Source organism: Aquiflexum sp. (assembly GCF_977115555.1).
This window is the reverse complement of the sequence record NZ_CDSBKL010000174.1, coordinates 1-8,165: the sequence shown is the minus strand read 5'-3', so window position 1 is coordinate 8,165 and position 8,165 is coordinate 1. Positions and strand designations below refer to the sequence as shown.

Here is an 8,165-nt window from a genome sequence, read left to right as displayed (position 1 = left end):
AATGAGGCACACAAGGCTAGGCAATCTGAACGGGTTGTTTTAAAAAATCTTGTCCAGGATTTAAGAGCGGATTCGCTATCCTTCAGCGACAACCTGGCTACCTTGACCCAAATAAATAACCTGCATCAAGCACTATATGAAATCGGTGTCAAAGGAATGGACTCCGATATTGAAAACCCCAATCTGATCAGACGACTGATATACTATAATCCTATAGCGATAAAGAATGATCCTTTTGTTGCTGACAAAATATCCAATGAAGATATCCGGAAAGAGATTAACACTTATTCAAGGTACTTAATTGATCTTGATGTTACCTATTCAGAGTATGCTGAGTTGCTGGAAAATAGAGTCCGGGTCTTTTTGGCCGACAAAAAAGTCCACCGATTGTCTAACTGGTTTGAAAATAATGACAGTAGGATTAAAGGAGGAACCTCTTTTGACTTTGTCGATAAAGCAGGGTTAATCTATATTTCCAAAACACCTGAATTCCAACAATTGCTTTTGGAAGTATCCATTAAAACCAAAAATACAGGAGCCAATATAGAAACAGTCCTGACTCAAAACCAGAAACTAAAAGAAGAAATCCTAAAGGAACTAGAAAAATGAGATTTCATTTCCTCAGTAAATTATATCCAATGAAACGAATCCTTTCCACCCTCAAAGAAAAATGGCCGGAATACATTCTCGAGATTCTGGTGATTACAATTGGAATCCTAGGTGCATTTGCGCTGAATAGTTGGAATGAGAATAGACAGATAAGAAATAAGGAACAAGACTATTTACTTAGACTCCATGGAGAAATAACAGTCGAGATTGATCATTACTCTAATCTAAAAGAACAATTTGAAGAGAAAGAAATGAGACTTAAGCGGATTATAAGGGTCTGGCAATCGGATGAGCCAAAGCTAAATGACTCTCTTCAGTATATCTTAGATTTTATTAGTGCAGGAAACATAAATACGGTGTATCTAGCTCCAATTATATGGCAACAGATTATGGAATCTGGAACATTGGGCGTCATTAAAAACACTGAATTAACTGACAATCTGGTCTCATACCATAATACTATTAATGCCTATTCTGAAAACTACATGCAACATCCCTTTCAGATGACCAAATTGGCTAGGGAGAAATGGCCAAGAGCTTTCAAAAGTATGGATCCCGATACTTATTTTGGATTTAAGATTAATGAAAAACCAAGCAACAAAGTCTTTCAATCTATTTGGGAGAACAAAGATGAAAATCTTGAAATTTGGTCAATAATAGCCTTCAATTCACAGCAACAACAAATTAGTTTACAGAGGATTATTGAAAATGGTCAAAAATTGATCATACAATTGGATGGAGAGTTAAAATAATGCATTTATTGAATTGATTTAAATTATCAATCTTGATTATAAAAAAATGAAACGAATCCTTTCCACCCTCAAAGAAAAATGGCCGGAATACTTTTTCGAGATTTTGGTGCTGATCATCGGTATTTATGGGGCTTTTGAACTTGCAAACTATGGAGAAAACAAATCAAGAAAACAGGCCGAAATCGAAATCCTCAAAGGATGTAAAACAGAACTGATGACCGATCTGGTCGAAATCAATTTCAATATGAATGAACTCAGGAAAAGCCAGAACGCCTTAAACCTGATCCTCGAAGTTTTGGAAAATGACGGTTCCTACCACGATTCCCTAGCCTCTCACTTCATTTATACGCTTCTACCCATGCATTTCGTCCATTCGACAAGCTCCTTTGAAACAGCAAAATCCAGAGGATTGGACATCATTTCCAACACCGATATCCGAAATAAGCTCATCGCTGTCTATGATTCCCAATATGATTTTTTCCTAAAAGCAGAGGATGAGGAATTGGCTGAAGTGCAATACCACATGAGGCAAATATTGCCGGGTCGGTTTGAATCAGGATATAATTTTGAGGGTAAGGAAAATACTTTTGAAGGAAGAATGGTTCCTATAGACTTTGAATCCCTCAAAACTGATCAGGAGTACCATTATTTTATCAAAACCCAACAAAATCGCACCAGATCTTATATCGACTACTTTTACGAAAACCTGAGAAAATCGGTGGAGTCGATGATCCTTGATTTGGAGATTGAAATAAAAAAACTTGAACTATGAAAAGAATCCTATCCGTATTCAAAGAAAAATGGCCGGAATATATATTGGAAATTTTTGTCCTTATCATCGGTATTTTTGGGGCTTTTGCGCTTACCAACTGGAATGAAGGACAAAAGACCAAAAAGTTTGAAAAGGAGATACTTTATCTGATTGACCAAAACTTGCAGCAAGATTCAGTGCTTTTGGCTGAGGAACATTTTAAAACCAGAAAGGCGATTGAATTAACTGACCGCTTACTAGAGCAAGTAACTCTCAAAAACTATGGAGACAGCTTAAATTACTGGATGGGAGAAATCATTTGTTTCGAACGTTTTAAATCTCAATCCAGCGCTTTTGAAGTGTTGAAAGCCAGAGGGATAGAATCTATTTCAGATAAACAATTGCAGCTTGCTTTAATTTCTTACTATGACGTAAGCTTGTTTGAAGTTTACCAAAGCTTGGGTGATGTTGAATTTTCTTTCAATACAGATTGGTTACCTGTAATCAAAGAAGATTTTTTGGATTTTAAGTGGCGGAATTTTTCAAAACCTGTCAACTCCAAAACGTTTTTTGAGAAACCTTCCTCCATTGTTCTTTTCAAAATTTACCAAGATAACAGGAGAGGGACTGATCGAAATGTTGAAAGTGCTCTTCAAAAAATATATGATATCAGGTCTTTGATAAAAACCCAATTAAAATGATCTCACTTTTCCGCAAAATCCGCCAAAAACTTCTCATTGAGAACAAGATGGGAAGCTATCTCAAATACGCGATAGGTGAAATATTCTTGGTAGTGATCGGGATTTTGATTGCTTTGCAGATTAACAATTGGAATGACTCAAGAAAGCAAAGGTTTTTAGAAAAGGAATTTATTGCAGGAGTAAAAAATGATCTGATACAAGATAAAGCCTACATCCAGGAAATAATAGAAATCGCTGAAAAAAAGGCCAAAGCCTATTCAATTGTAGAGGCGAATTTGTTTGAAATTTATGAATCCGACAGGGCTACTTTAGATTCGCTTTTAATAATCTATTTCACCAGTCAGCGGACATTTTATCCCATGTTCGGCACTTTTCAGTCGGCTGTATCGGGAAATGAACTATCTAAATTCAGAGATAAAAAATTCACCTCATCAGTAACCAAGCTATACCAATCCACCTACGCCAGGATGTTGGATAATTCTAAGGCTGCAGATGAAAGGTGGGTTTTTATGATAAAAAAGTATTCGGAATTCAGACGAACACAGCATCTTAGGGACATGACATCCGAGGAATTAACCGAATTTTTGAATGAATCCAATTTTCATATGCTTGGGCTCAATTATTATGTGAACATTTTAAAAACTACCCTTGTGGATATTGATGAAATTTTAAAAACCCCTTAAGAAAAATAACTGCCTCCAGATGCTAAGCCTACTAAGAAAAATCCGCCAAAAACTTCTTCAGCAAAATCGAATCACGCAATATCTAGCCTATGCCATAGGGGAAATTGCTTTGGTGATGATTGGGATTCTGCTTGCCCTGCAGGTCAATAATTGGAATGAAAACCGTAAAGATAATCGCTTGGAACAGACTTTTCTATCCAAATTAAAATCAAATCTTCAGGATGATATCGCACTTTACCGAGATAGGATTGAACTAAATACGAATATAATTAACCACATGGACAGCAGTTTAATCATATTGAAAAATTATAAATCCTATGCTACCGAAGATCTTCAGGAACACTTGAGACATATCAGGTTTTTTCACCGATTCAACACCAACAAAACCACTTTTGATAATTTGCTTTCCAGTGGGAGATTAGACGTTATCAGAAACGATTCATTGACACAAGAGCTGTTTTTATACTACAGAGAGATTTCTCAAAATCAGGAAAGTCTTGCAGAAAGTGTTGATACTTATAGTAGAAACACCATTGTACCCTCACTTTTGAAATTTGATTTTTTAGAAAATGCCTTAGACATTAACTCTAAACCTAAGAAATCTAATTTTGGATTAAAACCTTTACAATCTTATGTAGAAAACCCGGAAATAGTAAACCACATCTCCCATAAAACGGTGTTGGTTAAAGGTGTTATTAATGCCTATTCGCGACAGATTAAAAATGCAGAAGGAATTATAAGTCTGATTGATAAAGAATTAAAACCGGTACAAAATCATTAAATTATTGCCACATATCCACAAAAACTCTTTGATACTATGAAAAAAAAAGAACAATTACCCAATTCAAGACGCCAGGCAATTGGTCTTTTAGGCTTAGGAGGAATGGCCATGTTTTTCCCTTTTGCTTGTTCAAGTAGTAAGGATGAAAAATCCCCTGACGAAGTAGAACCCCTTCATTTCAAGACGATTGTGGAGATATCAAAGATGATCCAATCAAAGGAGATTTCATCTGTTGCCCTCACCCAACTGCTACTTGGCCGAATAGAAAAGGTTGATCTCAGCTTGCACAGCTATCTCACTGTGATGAAAAAATCAGCACTGGACAGGGCCGGTGAATTAGACAAAGAACTTGAAGCTGGGAAATACCGTGGCCCCCTGCATGGGGTACCAATTGCGGTAAAAGACCTCATTTACACTAAAGGAGTAGCCACCACGGGTGGTATGAAGGTGTTAAGCGACTTCTTGCCGGACTTTGATGCTACAGTGGTGAGTAAATTGGAAGATGCCGGAGCTGTACTTATAGGAAAACTCAATCTTACCGAAGGAGCCATGGTCGGCTATCATCGTGATTTTAAGATACCCATTAATCCCTGGGGCGAGAAGTTATGGTCGGGAGTATCGTCAAGTGGTTCAGGTGTAGCCACCGCGGCAGGGCTTTGCTTTGGAAGCCTTGGTACTGACACCGGAGGATCAATACGCTGGCCCTCAATGTCAAATGGTATCGTGGGCCTCAAGCCATCCTATGGCCGGGTCAGTCGGCATGGAGTACTTCCACTGGCTGAATCCTTGGATCATATAGGCCCCATGACCCGAAGTGTGGAAGATGCAGCTATTCTTTTCGAAGCAATCGCAGGTGAGGACTCCAACGACCCTACCTCCCTCGCAGTGCCGGTTCCGGATATGCGGAAAGATATTGACAAAGGCATTGCAGGCCTTCGGATAGGATTTGACCGCGAATATGCACTGAAGGGTGTGGACAGCGGATTGGCCATTGCGATTGAAAAAGCATTGGAAGTATTGGAAGGCCTGGGAGCGGAAATTGTTGAAATTAAGGTACCCGACCTTACTCATGTTTTGGAGACCTGGCATACACTCTGCTCAGCAGAGGCAGCCAAAGCCCATCAGGCATATTATCCTTCAAGGGCGGATGAATACGGTGAATATTTCCGGGAGTTTCTAGAGCAAGGTAGCAAGGTAAATCAATCCGAGATTGCCGATATCCGGGAAATGCGGGCATCCTTCAGCACTGAATTTCGCAAAATGCTTTCCGAAGTTGATGCCATGCTATCACCTGCGGCTGGTGCCCCTTTAACCTTTCCCGAAGGATTACAATACGGATCTTTTTCTCAATTTTATGCTGTGTTTGCAGAGATTCTCACAAACGCAGGCCTCAAGAGTCCGGTGGCTTTTACGTTTCCTCATAACTATGCTGGAACCCCGGCATTGGTCGTTCCCTGTGGATTTTCGGATGAAGGGCTTCCCTACACGATGCAGCTTTCTGGCGGTTTTTTGGAAGAAGCAATGTTGTGCCGCATCGGTCAAGCTTACGAAAAAGCGACAGAATGGCATTTGAAGCATCCACAGGTTTAAAAAAATCAGTGGGTGATAATTATTGATCAATCTGCCGTATCTGTTACTTGATTTCTTTGACTCACTAAAACCAAACACCTACCAATGCTAAAATTTTTTCGTAAAATCCGCCAAAAACTAATAGAACAATCTAAAGTTAGAAGCTATTTCTTTTATGCCATTGGCGAAATCATCCTTGTGGTAATTGGGATATTGATTGCCGTGCAGATAAATAATTGGAATGAAGACCGAAAAAGTCAAATCAAGCAAATTGAAATAGCCAAGCAATTATTAAATGACGCTAAAGAAGATTCAGTGTTTTTCGAATCAAGAATCATGTTTCAGCAAAGAAGAGACACGCTCTTTTTTAACTTGTTAAGCTTAAGTAAAGGCTTATTTGTGGATTCCATTTCAATTTTAAAAGTAAAAACAGACCCATTTTTCTTTCGTCTTGCCTACCAATCAAACCTGATTGCCAACAATCCCAATGCATATGATTTAATAAGTCCTGAGAACCTTAAAGATAAATTGAGAGAATATATTAAAAGATACGATTATGTAGTAAATGCAATTGAATTAAACAATCGCATCTGCGAGGAGTATGGCGTTCCGCTTCAGATAAAATATCATGGTGATATAGTTAAATTACCTGAAAACCCATTGATAAAAGATTACCTGTTTGCAATTGAAGACTCTGAAACAGTTGCCAAGTTTGATGTTTTTAAATTTTATGGTATCAATTATTTACTGCAGTGTCAGGAATTTTTAAAGGTAAATCATGAACTTATAGTGCTATTGGAATTATATCTAAACGAGAGCAAATGATCAAATTTTTCAGAAAAATCTGCCTGAAACTCCTCCAAGAGAACAAAGTCACAAGATAGCTAGCTTATGCACTAGGGGAGATTTTTTTAGTAGTGATCGGGATTCTGATTGCGCTTCAAGTCAATAACTGGAACGAAGAAAGGAAACGCAAAGAAAATCAAAATCCTTTCAAAGCTTTCACTGCATTTTCTATCAATTGATTATTTCCTTCATGAGCATTATTGTTCAAAAGTATCAGTGTCTTGTTTTGGTCAATAAACCGCATGATCAGCGTTTTATAACCGGGATTATCACCCGTGTGAGAAACGATTTTGCCTAAGTCAGCATCATGACTCAAGTCCCAACCAAAGCCATAATTGCTTATGCTGCAATCATTCAAGGATTGCGCTGAAAATGCCAATCCCAATGTTTTGTCGCTGACCAAAACACCTGAATACAATGCCTGATCCCAAATCAACAAATCCCGGGCGGTACTGCTAACTCTTCCCGGGCCTTTTCTGTTACCTAACCAAACCGTATAATCTGAATCATGGAATTTATTGGCATTGATATAAATCCCGTTTTTTTCTTGGAGATGCCCCGCAGCAAAGTTGCTGACATTGGCTTTTTCCTCTAAAGTCCTGATATCTGTGTTTTTCATCCCCAAAGGAATAAAAATCCATTCCCTTGAAAGTTCGATAAAATCCCTTCCCGTGACTTTTTCTACAATACTTGCCAAGAAGACGTAAGCCGTATTGCTGTATTCATATTTTTCTCCCGGCTCTGCAAGCATGGGAGGGTGGTATTTGCGCAGGTATTCCAAAATAGCAGCATTATCTGCTACTTGGCTTTTGTCCCAATGTTTATCCATTACCTGCTGATAATCAGGAAGTCCATTGGTATGAGTCAATAATTGCTTGATGCTGATTCCTTTGTAGGGAATGTCCAAATACTTGTCTGCATGGTCTGCATACTCCAATAGACCCTTTTCTTCACACATCATCACCATCATGGCAGTAAACTGTTTAGACACAGAAGCCATTTCAAATACATCAGTCGGTAACAAGGGGATTTTTTGTTCATAGGAACGGTAGCCTGTTGCTTTTTCAAAAACTACTTCACCGTCAATAGCCAATAACAGTACTCCGGAAAAACCTTTGGATTCAGCCTTGGCGAATGCACTGTCAACAGCGGCAATCTGTGCTGAGACAGTTAATGAAATCAATGTGATATTCCCGAATAACAAAAGGGAAAAGAAAAACTTGAAAGACTTGAAGTTCATGGTACAAAATTCTTGGTTAAGCGATCGAGATAGCAATAAGCTTCTAAAAATAAATAAAAAAACCCTGATAAAAGGATAAGTTTAAACTTTATGTTTGTTTTTAAAATTGAAGTAAGTGGGGATGTCAATTCAAGTCCTGCATTTGTTCCTTATGAGGCATTGGTACAAAATTGGAAATGGGATTTACAAATAGTTGGACAAAATTCAACAAATGTAGGGATTTTAGCACCTGC

Annotated in this window: 10 protein-coding genes; 9 read left to right on the top strand and 1 reads right to left on the bottom strand. The window is 38.2% G+C overall.

Features of this window, described 5'->3' with window-relative positions; genetic code table 11:
* The 9 genes from ACZFYI_RS11475 to ACZFYI_RS11435 all read left to right on the top strand — a co-directional run.
* Window positions 1-609: hypothetical protein (locus ACZFYI_RS11475; RefSeq protein ID WP_462524270.1), on the top strand; the 609-nt coding region annotated here is incomplete at its 5' end.
* 29 nt (window positions 610-638) lie between these two features.
* The gene (locus ACZFYI_RS11470; protein ID WP_462524269.1) at window positions 639-1,361 is read left to right on the top strand and encodes a hypothetical protein; all 723 of its coding nucleotides are present in this window, start codon (window positions 639-641) and stop codon (window positions 1,359-1,361) included.
* A 46-nt stretch (window positions 1,362-1,407) separates the two neighbouring features.
* Window positions 1,408-2,133 carry a hypothetical protein gene (locus tag ACZFYI_RS11465; protein ID WP_462524268.1) on the top strand — a complete coding sequence of 242 codons (726 nt, stop codon included), beginning with the start codon at window positions 1,408-1,410 and terminating at the stop codon, window positions 2,131-2,133.
* Window positions 2,130-2,813, top strand: coding sequence for a hypothetical protein (locus tag ACZFYI_RS11460; RefSeq protein ID WP_462524267.1), 684 nt, complete (start codon window positions 2,130-2,132; stop codon window positions 2,811-2,813). The genes ACZFYI_RS11465 and ACZFYI_RS11460 overlap by 4 nt, the downstream gene beginning before the upstream one ends.
* Window positions 2,810-3,496 carry a DUF6090 family protein gene (locus tag ACZFYI_RS11455; protein ID WP_462524266.1) on the top strand — a complete coding sequence of 229 codons (687 nt, stop codon included), beginning with the start codon at window positions 2,810-2,812 and terminating at the stop codon, window positions 3,494-3,496. The genes ACZFYI_RS11460 and ACZFYI_RS11455 overlap by 4 nt, the downstream gene beginning before the upstream one ends.
* Before the next feature lie 19 nt (window positions 3,497-3,515).
* Window positions 3,516-4,277, top strand: coding sequence for a DUF6090 family protein (locus tag ACZFYI_RS11450; protein ID WP_462524265.1), 762 nt, complete (start codon window positions 3,516-3,518; stop codon window positions 4,275-4,277).
* A gap of 102 nt (window positions 4,278-4,379) precedes the next feature.
* Window positions 4,380-5,867 carry an amidase gene (locus ACZFYI_RS11445; protein ID WP_462524264.1) on the top strand — a complete coding sequence of 496 codons (1,488 nt, stop codon included), beginning with the start codon at window positions 4,380-4,382 and terminating at the stop codon, window positions 5,865-5,867.
* 84 nt (window positions 5,868-5,951) lie between these two features.
* Window positions 5,952-6,671, top strand: a complete 720-nt coding sequence (locus ACZFYI_RS11440) for a DUF6090 family protein (protein ID WP_462524263.1) — start codon at window positions 5,952-5,954, stop codon at window positions 6,669-6,671.
* 92 nt (window positions 6,672-6,763) lie between these two features.
* Window positions 6,764-6,871, top strand: coding sequence for a hypothetical protein (locus ACZFYI_RS11435; protein ID WP_462524262.1), 108 nt, complete (start codon window positions 6,764-6,766; stop codon window positions 6,869-6,871).
* On the opposite strand, the gene ACZFYI_RS11430 is transcribed toward ACZFYI_RS11435, so the two are convergent.
* On the bottom strand, window positions 6,829-7,932 hold the full coding sequence (locus tag ACZFYI_RS11430; protein WP_462524261.1) for a serine hydrolase domain-containing protein: 1,104 nt from the start codon (window positions 7,930-7,932) through the stop codon (window positions 6,829-6,831). The two genes, ACZFYI_RS11435 and ACZFYI_RS11430, sit on opposite strands and share 43 nt — an antisense overlap.
* Between the last annotated feature and the right edge of the window lie 233 nt (window positions 7,933-8,165).

Coding starts and splice junctions, on each gene's coding strand:
- ACZFYI_RS11470 (WP_462524269.1), top strand. CDS start 639: ATGAAACGAATCCTTTCCACCCTCAAAGAAAAATGGCCGGAATACATT.
- ACZFYI_RS11465 (WP_462524268.1), top strand. CDS start 1,408: ATGAAACGAATCCTTTCCACCCTCAAAGAAAAATGGCCGGAATACTTT.
- ACZFYI_RS11460 (WP_462524267.1), top strand. CDS start 2,130: ATGAAAAGAATCCTATCCGTATTCAAAGAAAAATGGCCGGAATATATA.
- ACZFYI_RS11455 (WP_462524266.1), top strand. CDS start 2,810: ATGATCTCACTTTTCCGCAAAATCCGCCAAAAACTTCTCATTGAGAAC.
- ACZFYI_RS11450 (WP_462524265.1), top strand. CDS start 3,516: ATGCTAAGCCTACTAAGAAAAATCCGCCAAAAACTTCTTCAGCAAAAT.
- ACZFYI_RS11445 (WP_462524264.1), top strand. CDS start 4,380: ATGGCCATGTTTTTCCCTTTTGCTTGTTCAAGTAGTAAGGATGAAAAA.
- ACZFYI_RS11440 (WP_462524263.1), top strand. CDS start 5,952: ATGCTAAAATTTTTTCGTAAAATCCGCCAAAAACTAATAGAACAATCT.
- ACZFYI_RS11430 (WP_462524261.1), bottom strand. CDS start 7,932: ATGAACTTCAAGTCTTTCAAGTTTTTCTTTTCCCTTTTGTTATTCGGG.